Origin of the sequence: Pseudoalteromonas tetraodonis (assembly GCF_002310835.1) — a bacterium.
In the GTDB taxonomy this organism is placed as follows: domain Bacteria; phylum Pseudomonadota; class Gammaproteobacteria; order Enterobacterales; family Alteromonadaceae; genus Pseudoalteromonas; species Pseudoalteromonas tetraodonis.
Genome location: NZ_CP011042.1, coordinates 343,938 through 360,373 on the forward strand (window position 1 = coordinate 343,938; position 16,436 = coordinate 360,373).

General features: G+C 39.2%; 13 protein-coding genes. 4 read left to right on the forward strand and 9 right to left on the reverse strand.

The genetic code is table 11. The features are described from left to right. Positions 1-86: 86 nt before the first annotated feature. The 3 genes from PTET_RS17265 to PTET_RS17275 all read right to left on the reverse strand — a co-directional run bounded on the left by PTET_RS17265 (position 87) and on the right by PTET_RS17275 (position 4,837). Positions 87-2,135, reverse strand: coding sequence for a S9 family peptidase (locus PTET_RS17265; RefSeq protein ID WP_013463040.1), 2,049 nt, complete (start codon positions 2,133-2,135; stop codon positions 87-89). A 128-nt stretch (positions 2,136-2,263) separates the two neighbouring features. Further along, a complete protein-coding gene (locus PTET_RS17270) occupies positions 2,264-3,490 on the reverse strand; it encodes a threonine/serine exporter family protein (protein WP_028834183.1) in 1,227 nt (408 codons plus the stop codon). A 123-nt stretch (positions 3,491-3,613) separates the two neighbouring features. Beyond that, positions 3,614-4,837 carry a glycosyltransferase family 4 protein gene (locus PTET_RS17275; protein WP_013463042.1) on the reverse strand — a complete coding sequence of 408 codons (1,224 nt, stop codon included), beginning with the start codon at positions 4,835-4,837 and terminating at the stop codon, positions 3,614-3,616. Between the two features lie 508 nt (positions 4,838-5,345). On the opposite strand from PTET_RS17275, the gene PTET_RS17285 reads away from it, so the two are divergent. The 3 genes from PTET_RS17285 to PTET_RS17295 all read left to right on the forward strand — a co-directional run bounded on the left by PTET_RS17285 (position 5,346) and on the right by PTET_RS17295 (position 9,980). Continuing rightward, a complete protein-coding gene (locus PTET_RS17285; protein WP_013463043.1) occupies positions 5,346-7,796 on the forward strand; it encodes a S9 family peptidase in 2,451 nt (816 codons plus the stop codon). A 242-nt stretch (positions 7,797-8,038) separates the two neighbouring features. Next, positions 8,039-8,656: a LysE family translocator gene (locus PTET_RS17290; protein ID WP_013463044.1), complete on the forward strand. Its 618-nt coding sequence runs from the start codon at positions 8,039-8,041 to the stop codon at positions 8,654-8,656. 121 nt (positions 8,657-8,777) lie between these two features. Continuing rightward, the gene (locus PTET_RS17295; protein WP_096039020.1) at positions 8,778-9,980 is read left to right on the forward strand and encodes an IS256 family transposase; all 1,203 of its coding nucleotides are present in this window, start codon (positions 8,778-8,780) and stop codon (positions 9,978-9,980) included. A 39-nt stretch (positions 9,981-10,019) separates the two neighbouring features. Here the strand turns inward: PTET_RS17295 and PTET_RS17300 are convergent, their stop codons facing one another. From PTET_RS17300 to PTET_RS17325, 6 genes are all read right to left on the reverse strand, one after another. Continuing rightward, positions 10,020-10,580 (reverse strand): LPP20 family lipoprotein, encoded by a 561-nt coding sequence (locus tag PTET_RS17300; protein WP_013463046.1) that lies wholly within the window; start codon positions 10,578-10,580, stop codon positions 10,020-10,022. After that, on the reverse strand, positions 10,570-11,868 hold the full coding sequence (locus PTET_RS17305) for a transglycosylase SLT domain-containing protein (protein WP_013463047.1): 1,299 nt from the start codon (positions 11,866-11,868) through the stop codon (positions 10,570-10,572). Before PTET_RS17305 ends, PTET_RS17300 begins: the two co-directional genes overlap by 11 nt. Before the next feature lie 9 nt (positions 11,869-11,877). Next, positions 11,878-12,663 carry an ETEC_3214 domain-containing protein gene (locus tag PTET_RS17310; RefSeq protein ID WP_013463048.1) on the reverse strand — a complete coding sequence of 262 codons (786 nt, stop codon included), beginning with the start codon at positions 12,661-12,663 and terminating at the stop codon, positions 11,878-11,880. A gap of 67 nt (positions 12,664-12,730) precedes the next feature. Next, positions 12,731-13,567, reverse strand: coding sequence for a TonB-dependent receptor (locus tag PTET_RS17315; protein WP_138765091.1), 837 nt, complete (start codon positions 13,565-13,567; stop codon positions 12,731-12,733). A 54-nt stretch (positions 13,568-13,621) separates the two neighbouring features. Beyond that, positions 13,622-14,689, reverse strand: coding sequence for a hypothetical protein (locus tag PTET_RS17320; RefSeq protein ID WP_013463050.1), 1,068 nt, complete (start codon positions 14,687-14,689; stop codon positions 13,622-13,624). Positions 14,690-14,963: 274 nt separating this feature from the next. After that, on the reverse strand, positions 14,964-15,554 hold the full coding sequence (locus PTET_RS17325; protein WP_236613548.1) for a MarR family winged helix-turn-helix transcriptional regulator: 591 nt from the start codon (positions 15,552-15,554) through the stop codon (positions 14,964-14,966). Positions 15,555-15,714: 160 nt separating this feature from the next. Between PTET_RS17325 and PTET_RS19255 the strand changes: the two genes are divergently transcribed. Continuing rightward, positions 15,715-16,167, forward strand: coding sequence for an alpha/beta fold hydrolase (locus tag PTET_RS19255; RefSeq protein WP_236613549.1), 453 nt, complete (start codon positions 15,715-15,717; stop codon positions 16,165-16,167). The last annotated feature ends 269 nt before the right edge of the window (positions 16,168-16,436 follow it).

The window sequence follows — 16,436 nt, forward strand, 5'->3', positions numbered from 1 at the left end:
AAGGATGCGTGCTCGCCAATTTAGACCTATAAAAAAGGCCAACATTTTTATGTTGGCCTTTTAAAATTAAACGCGTTTATAAGTGCTTATTTATTTGCGTCTTTGACTTCTTTTAACTTAGCAGCATGGTCAATTTCAAACGCAGGCATCTCTTTTTTGCCTTCCATTAAATAGTTGTCCATCCAGCGCATTAAACGCAAGCTGTAGTCGTATTGCGCTGCCACTTTACGGTTACCATGACCTTCACCTGGGTAATAAACAAGACGTACATCCTTACCTTGCACTTTCATGTAGCGGTAAAGCTCCATAGATTGTGCAGGGTGAACGCGAGGGTCGTCTTTACCGTGCATAATAAGCAGAGGTGTTTCAGATTGGCCTGCCCAGTAAATAGGGCTGCGTTCTAAGTACCACTGCCATTTATCCCATGGGTATGAACGCGCATGAACTAGGTTCATTTCGTTAGAAATATCAGTAGTACCAAATTTAGACAGTTGGTTGGTGACACCCACAAACATAACGCTTGCAGCAAAGTGTTTGGTTAGTTTTGTTGCGCCCCACGCCGATGCATAACCACCGTAAGATCCCCCAGTAATACCAACACGTTTAGTGTCTACTAAACCCATATCAACAAGGTGATTTTTAAAATCAACTAAATCGTCAAACTCTTTACCTGCGTAATCGTTTTGGCCTAATTTTGAGTAATCTACGCCTTTACCTGTAGAGCCTCGGTAGTTGGGATAAAACACCGCATAGCCACGTGCTGCACCCATTTGACCTGGGCGTGAGTAGTTAGTGACCCAGCCGTCTTTATCATGGCTTTCAGGGCCACCGTGTACCGACATAATCAGTGGGTAGCGTGTGCCTTTTTCATAATCTAATGGGTAAACGAGCACGCCATCAAGCTCAACGCCGTCGCGTGCTTTAAGGGTAATGGTTTCTTGCTTGGCAAAGCGTTTATCATTTAACCAGCTATTTGAATCGGTTAAACGTGTTGCTTTATTACTGCGCACAATAAACACTTCGTTAGGGTGTTTTGCGGTATTACCACGAAGTGCGAGTGTTTTATCTGAATCTGAAACACTCAATTGTGAGGCAATAAATTCACCTTCGTTGACTAATTTTTTGTATTTATTAGAGCCCGTTTTAATGCTCGCTACAAAACTTTGCGTGCCTACATTGGCAATAAAGTTAAGTGTATTACGCTTATGCGACCATTCAAAATCAACAACGTGACCCATAAAGTCAGGTAACCATTCAGTGATTTCAGCGGTTTTAGTGTCAGCAATAAATAAGCGGCCTGTTGCAGGGTCGTGCTTATCTTCTGCACCTAAAATAGCAATGTATTTACCATCATGCGACAGCTCTGCATCACCTAGCTTGCCTTCAGTTTTAAACGATAAGGTTACTTTATTGCTAGCAATATCAAACAAATGCCACATAGATTTTGTGTATTTATCATCAATCAGTGCCGTGGGTTGAGTTTTAACCAGTAGCTTTTCACCATTAGCAGCCCAATTAACGTCACTCACGTAGTTATCAACGTTGAGTGCGGTGGGGGTAAGTGGTTTATCCGCTTTAGCTAAGTCAACAATAAAAAGCTGCTTGTTCTTTAAGCCCATTTCATATACTTCAGCTTTAAACCCAAGTTTTTTAAGTTCTTTTTCTGACTTGTCTGCTGCAGGCATCGCTAAAATAGCCACCTGTTTGTTGTCTGGGCTTAATTTGTAGCTTGAAATTGATGTGTCTTTTAAAGCAAGAACAGGTTGTGCTTGGCCGCCATCAACAGGGATTTGATATAACGAGGTAAATTTATCGTCTTTTAGCTTGGCTAAAAAATAAATTGTTTTACTGTCGTTTGACCATTCTATGCTTTTAATATTAACCGAGCCGGTAATGAAAGGACGTTCAACGCCTTTATCATCAACAACATAAAGCTCACTGTAATTACTGCCATTCTCATCAACATATAATGTACGCGGTAACGATCGTGTAAACGCAACGTTGTCGCCATCTGGGCTAACACTGGTTTGGATCACAGATTTAATTTTTGGAATGTCTTCAACAGTGATGGCCGATTGCGCAAATGCAACTGAGCTTGAAAGCCCAATTGCCAGCGCTAAGCTAGTTTTTAGCATTGTTATTTCCTTTGCTTTATAAGATTTACCTCATTATAACAATGTGTAACCAATATACTAAAAAATGCGATTAATCCTCAAAAGAGGACGTTAAGTGAAGTGATTCTTGTGCAATACCGCGCATACATTTATAGACTCTTTTTAGGAGGGAGCGCCACGTTTGCAAAAATAAGTCCTGCCACGAGCGACATAAAAATTAAAAACGTTTGCTGTCCAATATGCTCAGCGTAAACAAAGTCTTGGCCTTCAATGAGTGAGTTTAAACCTATGTACGTTTTGCTCCCCGGTACCAACACAATTAAGCCTTGCATAGCTACAATGGAAGCAGGGGCATTAGCAACTCGATTAAATAAGTTACTAAATACGCCCACTGAAAATGCGCCAACAAAGGTACCTAGCGTGTAATCTAAATACATGGCAGAGCCAATACTGGTGCCGTAGGCTATAAATCCTGAAGCAATAGACCAAGCAGCATGTTTAAACTTAGTTCTAAATATCACAATTAAGCTGCTACATAGTAAAAATATAGCCAACCAAGCTGTCCATTTAGGCAGTGGCTCTGGCTGTACAAAATCAGCTTGACCAAAAATAGCAAAGCCAATAGCAATACCAATAAATGCACCAAAATAAAGTTTAAACAGCAACATAAACGAGTCCATAACGCGTGCTGTGCCAGATACTAAATGCCGCGCTGCGAGTTCAGCTAAACCAAGTGCCAGTGCTAGGCCTGGAATAAACACAATAATGGCCGACAGAACAATTAAACGAATATTAATATGCGCATCTAAATGAACGCTAATGGCACACGCCAGTACCGCTGAAACAATCGCCACTAAGGGTTCTAACATGTGGGCAACGCGCTTGGAACGAGCCGACCACAGCACAAATAAATAAACAACAAAGGTTAATAAACCAGACCACAGCACGTCATTCCAACTGGTGCCCATAAGCATTGCAAATGCGCCGCCAGAGGTAGCAAAGGCAATACCTGTAATCACTCTATTGTAAGGGTTTGGGGCATCAAAAATGATATCAAGTTGCTGATCAACTTCTTGCAACGTTAATTCATCATTAAGCATTTTATTAACGAGATCATCGGTATCTGCAAGTGAGCCTAAGTCGTGATCGCCAGGGTCTACACGGGCTACATGGGTGTATTCATCTTCATGACCATCAGTCCAAATAACAAAGGTAACCGATGTTGGCGACATGACAAACGATGATTTAAGACCAAGGTAAGTCGCCACTTCCATTAAATGGGCTTCTAAGCGATATGCCGGTGTACCGTACTTATGAAGCATTTTGCCCAATTTAACGATAAATTTGCGTTTTTCTGTAAACGTTGCGGTTTTCAAATTTGTTTTGAACCAACTATTAAATAACTAAGCTAAAAATATAGGCAATAATGCTAAAATTGCCCAAGTTTATTTGCGGCGATTTTAAACACAAATCGCCGTCTGTCTAGTCATTTCTCACCGTTATTTTTTATTTTTTTCTGCTATCCATTGCGACATGTATTGTGTGCTGCGCATGGTGTGATGTTTTAGCATTTGACCGGTGAAATTTTTCATTCTATGCGCAGATAAATTTTGGCTTACTAATTGAATTTTTTCGATTAAATTGTCGCTCAACTGCGCTTTATCATAAAGTGTATTAAGTAACTCATTACCAGCTTTTTGTGCAGCTATAAACTCAGCCTGATTGGTATAAATTGAGACAGCAGCGTTTGCAAATTCTTCTGCATTTTGAGTGATAGCACCAGGCCATGGTAAATGGTTATGCATACCTTCGCTACCTATTGGCGTGGTGACGCTTGGGGTTTGCATGATCATGGCCTCTAAAAGTTTGCCTTTTATGCCAGCACCAAAACGAAGCGGGGCTAAACAAACGCGCGCGCTTTGCATTACTTCATAAGCATCATCTGCCCAGCCTTTAATTAAAAAACCGGTTTTAGGGTTATTGAGTGCGGTGGCTTTAGGTGGTGGGTATGAGCCATAAATGTGCAACTCTGCCTGCGGTAGTTGTTTGCGGATGAGCGGCCAAATTTTTTGTAAATACAGTACTGCATCCCAGTTAGGGGCATGCCTAAAATTACCAATAGTCATAAAGTGTTGGCGCTGATCATACGATTTAGTTTGCTCAGGTAAGGCGCTTAAATCAACCATAAATGGTAAATGATGTAACACACTAGGCTCAACTTTAAACACTTCATTGAGTAGTTCCATCTCATAGCTTGAGATAATTAAGCTTAAGTCACAGCGTAAAATAGCGGCTATTTCACGTTTAGCTATGTCTGATAGTAAATCGCTATGGTTGAATTCACGCTCACCTTTATGGGCTTCATGGCGGGCATTGCGCAGGCATTGTAAATCTTCGGTGTCTAAAATTTTAAGTGCATTTGGGCAATGCTTATCTACGCGCCAGCCAAATTGTTCTTCCATCATAAAACGGTCGAACATAACAATATCTGGGTTGTAGGCTTTAACGTAATCATCAAAACTATCGCAGTTAAGTGCGATGCTTTGACTGGTGATGCCGTAATCGTTCAGATTTACCATGTGCTCTGTAGGTTGTGCAGGCGTAGCAAATTCAACATCCCAGTTTTGCGATTTAAACGCATTAAGTAACGACATCATGTGCGTACCCGCAGCAGACGAATTGGGCTCTGGCCATACATAGCCAATTACCAGCACTTTTTTCATTGGCTAGATCTCTTATTATTAGGGTCTGTTGACCTTTCAAGGTTAAATTTGCAGCAGTCTGTTTGGTATTTAGGCAAGGCAGAGCCTATGTGGTGTGGTTGTTCCCCACAAATAGGCGATAACGCAGCATCAATACCAAACAGGCGCTGCCCGAAGGGTTCTGCCTAGGGGCGATTTACTCTTTGTTGCTCGGTTTTTACTTAGCCCACTAGGTTACAAACTTCGCGCCGCGATTAAACCGCCCCTAGTTTGAACAAATTATAATCCGCAAAGGTCAATAGACCCTAGTTTATTTGCGTGCTTTTTCAGCAGTGTAAATACGCTGCGTTTTGTTTAGTCGTAGTACATAACGACAACACAGTAACGATAAGTAAATAATCGCGTAGTTTAACTTATTCGCCTTACTTAAGCATCATTTAGCTGATTTTATCCTTGCTTAACACTTTATGAACAAGGTAAAACGTGTTTATATAGCGGGTAATATTTAACAATAAAAAAGGATGAAAACATGAATGCTTTTAGGCTATTTATTGCCTTGGTAGGCTGCATTGTTTTATTGCCTGCAAGTTATGCAGAGCAAGGATATCAAACCCCTTCACCGGCGCTTGCGGCATTAGTCGATGCTAAGTTAGCACCAACTAGCTCTTTATCAAATGATGGTCAATGGCTTGCTCTGTTTGAACGCAAGCGTGTTGTGTCGCTTGATGAGCTGGCCAAAGAAGAATTTAAGCTTGCGGGAATTAAGCTTAATCCTGCTAACTTTTCACGCTCACGGGTAAGTGCAAAGTACAGCGCGTTAGAGCTTAAGCATGTTCAAAGTGGAACAGTAATAAACGTTAATAATTTGCCTCAGGGGATTATTCGCTCGCCGCGTTGGTCAGCAAATAGCGAACATTTAGCGTTTATTGTTGAACAACCGGATAACGCACGGCTATGGGTTTATAGCGTTAAAACCAAACAAGCTAAGCAGTTAAGTGAGCTTGCACTTAATTCAGTATTAACCGCTACGCCTTATCAGTGGTTACCCGATAGCACGGCGATTGTGGCTAATTTAGCGGTAAACTTAGACAAACCAAGATTAACCAATGATACCCAAAGCACAGTGCCGGTTATTCAACAAAGTACTGGCGAAAAAGCCCCAGCAAGGACTTATCAAAACTTATTGACCAGCCCGTTTGATGAAGCACAATTTAAATTTTATGGTCAAGGTCAATTAGCGTATATCACGCTTGATGGCAAAGCACAGCCGATTGGCCGTGCCGGTTTATTTAAATCGTTTTCAATTTCGCCTGATTCAACCAATATTTTAGTCGCGACCATCGACGAGCCATTTTCGTATCAAGTCCCTTACAGTCGTTTTGCAACTACATGGCAAATATGGGGAATGCGTGGCTATGCATTAGTAGAGCTGGCAAAGCAACCTCTTGCCGACAACATTCCACAAGGCTACGACAGTGTGCGTACAGGTCGTCGTGATTTTGAGTGGCGAGCCGATCAAGGTGCTGAAGTCATATGGGCCGAGGCACAAGATGGCGGTGATATGAAAACTGAGGTTGAATATCATGACTACCTTTACAGTTTACGAGCGCCATTTAAACGCGACCCTAAATTATTTGCCAAAGTAGAGCGTCGTTTTGCGGGTATACAATGGGGTAATGATAATATTGCCATGCTAAGTGATTGGCGTTTTAGTGACCGACAAGTGCGCACTTATGTAATTCAACCACGTAATGCCGATAGTAACCGCGTGTTATTTTCAGAGCGCAGTTATAACGATGCCTATAAAGATCCAGGCAGTGCAATTTACGAGCGTAACGATTTAGGTGTTAGCGTAATAAAAGTTGTTGGCGGACGTTACATTTACTTACGTGGCGATGGCGCGTCTGAGCAAGGAAACATTCCTTTTTTAGATCAGTACGATGTTAAAACGAATAGCACCAAACGTTTATGGCAATCAGCAGCGCCTTATTACGAGCGTGTGCGTGCATTGTTAGACGATGAAGGCACAAAATTCATTACTATTCGTGAGTCTAAATCGCAGCAGCCAAACTTTTTTATTCGCGATTTAGATAAAGGCTCGCTAACACAGCTTACTCAGTTTGAGCATCCTTACCCTGCATTTAAAGGCGTAACCAAAGAGCAACTACGTTATACCCGTGATGACGGTGTTGAGCTTTCAGGTACGCTTTATTTACCACCAGGGTATGACAAAACACAAGGGCCATTACCGGTATTGATGTGGGCATATCCACTTGAATATAAAGATAAAGCAGTTGCATCACAAGTGCGTGAATCTGAATACGAATTTACCTACATAGGTTATTGGGGCCCTATGCCTTACCTTGCGAAAGGGATTGCGGTGTTTGATGATCCTAAAATGCCGATTGTAGGCGTTGATGGCAGTGAGCCAAATGATCACTTTAGAAAACAGCTAGTCTCTAGTGCTAAAGCAGCGGTTGATGTACTGGTTGAAAAGGGCATTGCCGATAAAGATAACATTGCTATAGCAGGGCATTCGTATGGTGCGTTTATGGTGGCTAATTTATTAGCACATAGCGATTTATTTAAGGTAGGTATTGCCCGCAGTGGTGCGTATAACCGCACATTAACGCCGTTTGGTTTTCAGGGTGAAGAACGTGATTTTTGGCAAGCACAAAGTGTGTACGCAAACATGTCGCCGTTTTTCCATGCTGAAAAAATTAACGAACCTATGTTAATGATCCACGGTCAAGAGGACCCTAATTCGGGCACTTTTCCAATGCAAAGTGAGCGTATGTACGCAGCGCTTAAAGGCTTGGGTAAAGAAGCGCGTTTAGTGATGCTTCCTTACGAAGCTCATGGCTACCGTGCCCGTAAAAGCTTATTACATGTACTGTGGGAGCAAGAGCAATGGCTTGATAAGTACTTGTTAAAGGATAATGTTGAACCAGTTGATATGGACGAACAACCCATTCAATAGTGTATTATGCCGTGAGATTAAGAATATCCCCTCTCAATCTCACGGCACTTTGCGCCGAGTTATAGGCTTCGAGCTTCGAGTATCGGGCTTAGAACCTCAGGCTAAGCTCGGTGCTCTTAACCCGATCCTCGAAGCCGTTATTTCTACCTTACTGATAGTTGTTTTACCTTTCACCTTTGGCTTTTTTCCTTTACCCTTTCATTCATAATTAACACTATTTTTTAATCTATTGCGAGCTTTAAATGATTGATGTAGCTGCACTTGCGGTATTTATTCCTACCTTCTTTTTTGTATCAATTACACCCGGTATGTGTATGACACTGGCCATGACCTTAGGCATGAGTATTGGCGTGCGACGAACTTTATGGATGATGATAGGTGAACTACTCGGTGTAGCAACAGTTGCGGTAGCCGCGGTGCTTGGTGTAGCCAGTGTTATGCTTAATTACCCCAGTGCATTTGATATTTTAAAATGGCTAGGTGGCGCTTATTTAATCTACATTGGCATTAATATGTGGCGTGCAAAAGGAAAAATGTCGGTTGATACGCATAACACAACAGCCGTGAGCCGATATTCATTATTTTCACAGGGGTTTGTAACCGCCATTGCCAATCCAAAGGGATGGGCGTTTATGATTTCCTTATTACCTCCTTTTATTAACGTGCAATACAGTGTTGCGCCACAGTTAGCGGTGTTGGTGGCCATTATTTTACTTTCAGAGTTTATCTGTATGATGATTTACGCAACAGGTGGCAAAAGCCTGCGGTTATTTTTAACTAAAGGCAATAACATCAAGTGGATGAACCGAATTGCGGGGAGTTTAATGGTGCTAGTGGGGGTTTGGTTAATACTAGGGTAATTTATTGTAGTTATTTAATTAATATAACAACCCTAACTTATATTAGGGCTGTTATGAAACGCTTAGGTAGTGTTTAGAAATCTGTGTCATTTCAGTATTATTAAGAAAACAGGAGTGACACATGACTCAATCTTTCGACTTCAACAAAGCATTAGCTGAACTTCAAGCTGGTAAAGGCCTTACTGGCGAAGACGGTGTTCTAACACCCTTAATCAAACAACTCACCGAAGCGGCTCTTAAAGCTGAATTAGAGCAGCATTTAGAATCTGAGACCCAAGTTAACCGTAAAAATGGTTCAACCAAAAAAACAGTTAAGTCATCCATAGGCCAATTCGAACTTGAAACGCCCAGAGACCGTTCAGGTTCGTTTGAACCTCAGCTTGTTAAAAAGAACCAAACCAAGTTAACGCCTGAAATTGATGAGAAAATCCTATCTATGTTTGCTTTAGGTATGAGCTATCGAGATATTCGAGGCCACATACAGGATATGTATGGCGTTGAGGTATCAGAGGCCACCATCACTGCCGTAACAGGCCAACTGATACCAGAGCTTAAAGTATGGCAAGCGCGCAGCTTAGACACGCTTTACCCGTTTATCTGGCTTGATGCCATTCATTATAAGATTAAAGAAAATGGGCGCTACGTGAGTAAGGCTATTTATACCGTACTAGGTGTCAATATCGAGGGCCGCAAAGAGTTACTTGGTTTATATATCTCTGAAAGTGAAGGGGCTAACTATTGGTTATCAGTATTAACAGATTTACATAATCGTGGTGTATCCGATATTTTAATTGCCTGTGTTGATGGACTAAAAGGCTTCCCTGAAGCAATAGCAACAATCTATCCTGACGCCGAAGTGCAGGAGTGCGTTATTCATCAAATTCGTAATTCGATGAAGTATGTTGCTTCAAAGCACCAAAAAGAGTTTATGGCTGGCTTGAAACCCGTTTATAAGGCTGCCACTAAAGATGCAGCAGAAGCCGCTCTCGCCGAATTAGATGCCAAATGGGGCAAGTTATACCCTATCGTTATCGAGTCTTGGCGTCGTAAGTGGGGCAATCTGTCGGTTTACTTCAAGTATCCAGATTACGTGCGAAAAGCTATTTATACCACAAATGCAATTGAAGCTGTACATCGTCAGTTTAGGCGACTCACCAAGACTAAGGGAGCATTCCCTAATGAAAACAGCTTGATGAAATTATTGTATGCAGGCATATTGAATGCCTCGAAGAAATGGACAATGCCAATCCATAATTGGAATCTGACATTGTCGCAATTGGCCATCCACTTCGAAGGTAGGTTAGATGGTGTGCTAGATATTTAGCAACTTAGGCTGACACAGAATTCTGAACGCCCTCAACGCTTATTTATCTAGCGCTTTAAGCTCATCAGTTGTTGTTTTTAATTTGAATTCACGATAAAGCATATCTTCATCATTAGGGCTTAAATTCTTTCCTGACGTTTCGATTAATTTATCAAATAAAGGCTTAGTATTTTCCATAGTTACAAGCGCACATAACTGTTTCTTTCCATCTAAGCGAGCAAAACCAATTTCTTTAGCAATAGCCCCTACTAAGCTTTGCTCAGCTACCTGTTTACTTATTTGCGTAAATGATGAATTAGTCGTCGTTGAGTCTTGCTGTTGGGTTTGTTTGTTTATTAGTGTATCCATTACTTGCGCTTTAGCACTAATTTGAGTTGCTAGATCGGCACGTGCATTGGCAATAGCTTGTGCTCTACTTGCAGCCATATTTCCCGTCCATACTACACAGCTAGATGAAGCCAAACCGCCCTCGGGTGCAGTAGGTTGTAAAACCCAGCTTGGAACAGAATCGTTTTCAGCAAGAGGTTGAGACTTTTGTGGTGTTGTACCACATGCTGTAATAACTCCAGCAACTGCCAATATTAAAAGTTTATTTCGCATGATTTACTTCCTTATTGTTAAGGTTCCATTGTTCTAAGTTTTTTTGATATTGAATATCTAATTTACTTACCTTTTGTAAGTACTTTTTTGTTTCGTCGTACGGTAAATTATTTATAAGTTGTGCGTATACACCTTCGCTATCTAATTGGTTTATTAAGGCTACCGCTTTATTTATATTCGTACTTCTATTTAAGTTAAATGCTTTAGCTACGTTACCAGCGCCAGTATTATAAGCTGCAATGGCACAATATCTTCGGCTTATGGGATTATTAATTTTGCGCAAATATCGAGTCGTTAAAATGTCTAAGTACCCAGCACCGTAAGTTATATTAGTTTTTGGGTCGAATAATTCTTTAGCTGTAGGAGCTATATCCTTTTTAAATTGTTTGCGAGCAACATCTAAGCCTGCTGAGTTTGGCACTATTTGCATTAATCCAAATGCTGGAATATGCGATTTTGCATTAGGATCAAATGACGACTCAGCATGTGAAATAGCTAATAGTAAAGATAATTGGTCTTTAGAAAACTGGCTATAATAAGTAACAAAAGGCGCTACTTTTTTTTGTAAATAAGTATCGGGTAGAGCGAAAGTATGCGACTTAATGCGTTTGTAGGTAAGGTTTTGCTCTTTTGTTTTTTTTAGCGCATTATTTAAATTACTAATACGTTGTTCTTTTTCTTTGGTAAGCTGCTCTTTTTGGATATCAATTTGTGCTTTAGGTAATTGCTCGTTTTTATCTAAACTACTCAATGATTGCTCGTGTTGAGAAGTAATTTCATTAATTAATGCGACTTCGCTTTCATGTTTGTCTGGCTGTGCTTTTATATCAACTTTTGCTGTTTTTACTGCTTTATCGAGTAAGCTAAGGTCTTTAAAAATATCAGTTAAAACCGGCGATAATTTAACATTATTTAACAATTGATTTGTTGTTAATGCTTCTTCTTGAGAAGTCGCTTTTAGTCCTGTTTCATTTGAGTCTTCAAGTGTTTGTACAGTCACGGTCGAATTTTGTTCATCAATAATAATACGTGTTTTTTTATCCGCACTATATTCAACACGTTCTAATAATGAGCTTTGTACAGGTCTTGACCAGTTTTGCAATAATCTATCTCTAAATTTATCGTATTCCTCGAGATATGCTTGTCTGAATGCTTGATATTCCAACTGATGATCGTTTTTAAAAGTGGTTTGTTTTGCAAGTTGCTGTTTTTTAAATTCTTCGAACGTCGGCGTGGTAGCCCCGCTGTAAGCACTAAATAAAGCAAAAAATAATAAAGTGTGACGCATTTTTTATCCTTAAAAATAAGCGTTAAATTCATACTTGGTCAGTAATGAATCAGAGATGTATTCACTAGATAGCTCAGATACTGCATAAAATGTAGCCGCAGTGTTAGCAAGTATCTCGGTTGTTTTAGCTAAGGCTTTTTCGTCATCTTGAGTAAGCATTAACTCATCAAGTTTAAATAAAGCTTTTTGCGTTTCATCAAGTAATGGTGCGTAGTTACTAAAGCCAACGCTAAGGTTCAAAAACATACCTTGAGCATTTAACTGTTTTGACTGCATATAATATTTAATATTATGAGAATCAAAATAAAATTCGTTACTTGATTTTATAACATCGCTTAGACTATTAACTCTGAGCATTTTTTTATTAAAAGGTATTAAGGGTGTAAATTCCGGTACCATAGCTTTATCGTATTTTAAGCTATGTACGGCGATGCCGACTATACGAGTATTTTTATTAATAAGTGTGAGTAAATATTTCGTATTTTTGTAATACCTATATTCGTAATCAGTATTCAAAGATGATGTTTTAATTACTTGCGGAATACCTATTTTTTTTTCAGCGTAAGGTAAGTAGTTGCCAATATCTAGCGCAGTAATCTTTTTTTCTTCGATTTGGTTCGTAAAGTGAGTAATGAATCCGTTGTACCCTTCAATTATGAGTGCTTTACTATCGGCCCAATTTCCAAGACCCATTAAAGTAACCATAAGTAAAATAAAGTAACCTTTCAATTTAGCTAACAAAGATTTATTTTCTTCAGTGTTAGCCTCAGGCTCTAAGTTATTTCCTACAGACATTTTCATCCTTAAAATATAGTTTATCAGTGTTAAATATAACTGTTTAAAACATGGCTTAATATAATCGCTAATAAGAATCGATAGCAGTATTTTTTAACTTTACAATGCTATTTATTAAATTAGTTGTGCTGTCTTGATTGGCTAAATGAATTAACTCGGTTTTTGAGCGTTTAGAGTAGCTCAAACCTTTTCCTTCAAAACGTTGTTGCCAAATAGACTTTTTGCTTTGTGTATCTATTTGAAGTTTTAACTGTGTAATTACAAGTTTACTTTGTGCTTTTATTATCGAGTTTTTAACTAAATAGGTCACTTCGCAAGCCGAGTTTGTTAATTTATATCCATGCTGTAAAAGTTGCTCAGTGAGTAACTCTGTAAGTTGAGAGCTATTTTCGCCCGTTACTTTTAAGCAACTATTTTTTGCGCCTAGCATTGCTTGTTGTTGTTTTATTTTTTCTTGTTGGCCTTCTTCAAGATCGGCTTTACTAATTGAAATAGCTGCATATACAGTACAGTTAATAGGGTCTACATAACGATCATATACTTTTGCGCTTTTTAATAGCTGATTGGTTTGAGACTCAATCACCGATTTGTAATCAGAATGGCTTACTGTGCTTGATGAGGTGTTTTTAATTATTTCTTTCACTGAAATATCAGTACTTAGTAATTTTGCGAGCTCTTCACGCGCATTTTTAGCTGACCGACGTTCATCAATTGTTTTTAAACCAGAGCATTGTGAAGAGCCTGAGCTAGCTAATTTTTCATCATCAACAATATCTATTCCTACCCACTTAGGCTGGGCATTCTTTGCATAGTATGAGCTGCAACTACAATGTGATGCTGCATTAGTAAGGAAAGGACTTAGCGCTATTGCCGCTAATAGTAGTGAGGATGTTCTAGTAGTCATAGTTTTACCAACAGCAATAAGGCCTAACACAAAATTGGTAGGCCTTAACTTAAATTACAAACGGTTTGAAGTTGTTGCTAGAGTTAGCTTTGCGTTATCCGATTCACGCTCGACAAGCCGTGTTTGGCCTTCAATAACAAACTTAAGTTCGTCAACGTCTAATGTTAAGTTGCTCGCTTTTTCATAATATGCTTTTGCTAATTCTAAATCATTCGCTCTTTCTGCGCACACACCATTGTTGTAGTTTATAGCCAGTGATTCTGAATACTGACTTTGAGCTTTTGCAAAGGTTTTGCAGGCGTGGTCAGGCATGTCTTTTTCTGCAAATTCAACAGCGAGGTCTAATAACTCTTCTGCTTTATCAGTTAAATCTGAATCATCAGATTCCATCAACTTTACATTTTTAGTCACTTGGTGTGGTGCAACATCTTGTTTTAATTCTTCTATTACAGCGGCAAGTGCTCTGCCTCGTAATACAGAGTCAGATGGATGAGGGTCGTCACCTTTACATACTTTACTACTTGATAGGCGTGAATATTGTTTAGTAAAAACAATTTGCCCTGTTTCTACAGATACAGCCTTAGGTTTAAAATTTACTTTCGCAATTTTTTCTGAACACTTAATGGTTATTTCTCTAGACTTCTCACACTTGTACCATTTATCACCTTTTTGTATACATTCACTGTCTTTTTCGTAGTAAGTAGAGGTATCTACATCAGCAGTGTAGTCAGCAGTGATAAGTGTATCTGCGCCTGTAAGTTTACCTAGGCGGGTTCTGTTTTTTGAGTTACTGATATCACTTTCATTAAACCGTTGTTGTTCTATAATTTTACTAAGAGAAGCTTTATCAACAAAGGTAAAGTAAGGTTGGCCATTCACACGAATATTTGAAAGGTTTGTTTCAATTATACCTGTAGCTGCGTTTCTGTTATTTGAAATAACTGCAAGACGCTTCATTTTCTCAGTGCCACTTTCTTTAGCCGCTTTTGTGTATGTAATAGGTAATTCAGCAGTTGTGAAAGAGTTATTTAAACTAGCAATACCTCCATTAATAGTTTCAGTAACTACACAGCCAGAGAGCATTACACTTGATACTAAAGCGATTTTTATTCCCTTTATCATACAATTATTCCTTTATTAAGTTAGTGTTCATTTTCACTTTTTAACACTTGTAACTAGATGGGTCAACCTTATAGCTAAAAACTCTCATTAAAACGGTTCTTTTTTCTTATTTTAAAAAAGGTACAAGGGGGGAATACCTTTACAATTTAAAAAGATGCATGAATTTTATAACTATAATCGAATCCATCTTTACCTAATTTCATGTAAGAAAAACGACTAAAGTGGCTGTTATCATTCTTTAACTTATTGGATAAATTTTTAAGTGGGGTGTACTTTATTTAATAGCATTTTCTACTGGGCAACCACGCTTTCTACATACACCTTCGTTACATAGTTTGCATATTTTACGGGCTTCTATCTGCTCGCTTGTTAGGCTGCTAAGCGCTAGTTCTATCAAACTTAAAAAGCTTTGTTTTTGTTCATCATTAAAGCTATTTAGTATTTTAGAGGTGGCTGTTTCTCGGCTGTTTAGTACTCTTTTAACCCTTTGACTTCCTTTATCAGTTACGTATAAAACAACAGAGCGAGCATCCTTTACCGATTTACGCCTCTCTACAAGCTCTTCTTTTTCAAGCGTATTTATTAATCTAACCGCACCAGAGTGCGTTAAGCCTAAAACCTTGCTCAGTACATCTATGGTTTCATTTGGGTGGTTGTAAATAGTGACGAGTGCCGATTCGTGGCTTAAGCGTCGCCCGCCTAATTCGGCAATCTGCTTTTCAATGTCATTAGAAACAAAGGTGGCAAACGTGCCGATTAAATTTGATATGTATTTTTCATTTTTCATAAATTCAATTGTATGTGATTCGATCACATAAATATAGTGACAAGTTAAGTACGCTCGTTTATTGTGTGATTCAGTCATGTATATCAATTAAATAAAAAATGATTCAGAAACATTACGTTATACAAAAAAGTTTAAAACTATATTAGATAAAAAAATGGCCTAAATAGATGAAGGCGAAGGCGATCCTATTGTGTTTTTACATGGTAATCCTACATCTAGCTACCTTTGGCGAAATGTTATGCCATATTTACAAGGAAAAGGGCGTTTAATTGCTATGGATATGATTGGATTAGGAGATTCGAAAAAGTTAGATAACACCCATGAAAGCAGCAAATACACATTTGCACTTTTAGAAGCGTTGGGCGTGAACAGTAATGTTACTTTAGTACTGCACGATTGGGGCTCTGGTGTTGGTTTTAACTGGGCTAATACACATCGTGATGCAGTAAAAGCGATTGCCTTAATGGAAGCAATTGTTACCGATTTTCCAACATGGGATGACTTTCTTAAGGACTTACATGGCCCAATTAGCACCTTGCGCTCTGCTGAGGGTGAAAAAATGGTGCTTGATGATAACTTTTTTATTGAAACAATATTACCAGCGACTATTTCGCGTCAATTAACGCAAAAAGAACACGACGAATATCGTAGACCCTTTATAAATCCGGGGAGGATCGCCGTGCAATTTTAGCAGGGCCTCGCCAACTTCCCATTGCCGGAGAGGCTGCCGATACTGTCGCTTTAGTAAAAAGCTATGCGAGTTATTTAGCCAACTCTCATGATATTCCAAAGCTATTTATTAATGCAGAACCAGGTGCTTTTTTAGTTGGTTACGCAAGAGACTTTGTGCGCACATGGCCAAACCTAGCTGAGGTAACCGTGAGCGGTATCCACTATCTTCAAGAAGATTCGCCGAATGAAATAGGCGAGGCTATTTCTAATTGGTTATCAAAATAAAAA